This is a genomic window from Thiohalocapsa halophila (assembly GCF_016583825.1).
Taxonomy (GTDB): Bacteria; Pseudomonadota; Gammaproteobacteria; order Chromatiales; family Chromatiaceae; genus Thiohalocapsa; species Thiohalocapsa halophila.
Genome location: NZ_NRRV01000189.1, coordinates 1 through 1,322, shown reverse-complemented (window position 1 = coordinate 1,322; position 1,322 = coordinate 1). Strand labels below are relative to the sequence as shown.

At 65.1% G+C, this 1,322-nt stretch carries 2 protein-coding genes; both read left to right on the top strand.

Going from position 1 to position 1,322, the window contains the following annotated elements; all coding sequences use genetic code 11:
* A partial coding sequence (locus tag CKO31_RS26565) for a hypothetical protein (RefSeq protein WP_207148122.1) occupies positions 1-241 on the top strand: 241 nt, incomplete at its 5' end.
* A 491-nt stretch (positions 242-732) separates the two neighbouring features.
* Positions 733-1,322, top strand: a 590-nt coding sequence (locus CKO31_RS25890; RefSeq protein ID WP_200243744.1) for a DinB family protein, incomplete at its 3' end; no start/stop codon positions are given.

Here is a 1,322-nt window from a genome sequence, read left to right as displayed (position 1 = left end):
CCCCTTTGGCTTCCAGTCGATCTGGGAGCTCAAGGCGTCTGTGTACAAACTTGGGATCGATTGCTACACGAAGACGATGGGGGATATCGTGGAACAGCCGCACAAGATTCCGGCAGGCGTTTACGCGAGTGGTCGGTTGACGGGGCCGAATTTTCGAAGAAGGGAGTTCACGGAGGAAAGGAAGCGACAAGCGGAGGAAGGTTACCGATGGATGCAGGCGAGAGAGCGCGCCTGTGGGTAAGGGCGCTGGACCGGTTGACGACAGGGTAGGCCGGCGCGGGTAGTTTCGGGCGGCGGCGGCCGGTGGTCGGCAACGGCTTGCTGGGTCTTCGGCGTACCCGATACGCTACGCTGCTCCGGCGGTCGCCGCGTAGCGCAATCAGTGCCTGCCGCCGCAGCGTGAGCCGTCTCAGCTTGAAAAGTCGACGTGTCGCGGCCTAAGCTCGCTCAAGAGTCCAGCTGGGACTTCGCGGGCCTGGGGCGCTGTCACGCCAGTGCGGCACAGCGACTTTGCCAGGCGAGTTTGCGGTCGTAGTCGAGACCTCGCACGACGGCGATAAGGTCGGCATACCCGGGAGCGCCTTCGCAACTTCTGCGGAGGAGTCCCGATAGGTTGTCCGTGGCCGCGGTTGATCTTGTTGCTTACTGTGACCTCGCCCGACAGTTCCTCGGCAATGCCGCGGTCCCCACCAACGCCGACACAGGCTCCGGCGGCGCTTCCTGGAGTAGCCGATGCAGCATTCAAACCCCAACGACACCGCCGCCCCGGGCAGTACGCCCTCCGGCACCGATGCCGAGCGCGAGCGGGTGACCATCGACTATGGGCGCGTGCGGGCGCTCAGCGAGCGACTCTGCGAGCCGCTGGCCATCGAGGACTATCTGCTGCAGTGCGCGGCGGAAGCGAGCCCGGCGCGCTGGCACCTGGCGCATGTCTCCTGGTTCTTCGAGACATTTCTGCTGCGTCCCTTCCGCGACGATTACCGGGTGTTCCATCCGCGCTTCGAGTATCTGTTCAACTCCTACTATGAACAGACCGAGACCGGTTTCTGGCCCCGCCCCGAGCGGGGCCTGCTGTCGCGGCCGACTGTGGCCGAGGTCTACGACTACCGCCGCCATGTGGACGAGGCGATGGTGCAGCTCATCGCCGACTGTCCGACGCGGCTTTGGGCCAAGGTGGAGGAGCGCCTCGCCATCGGCCTGAACCACGAGCAGCAGCATCAGGAGCTGCTCATCACGGACATCAAGTACAACCTGGCCTACAACCCGTTGCGACCCGCCTACCGCGCGGATCTGCCGCAGGCGGACGCGGCCACGCCGGACGC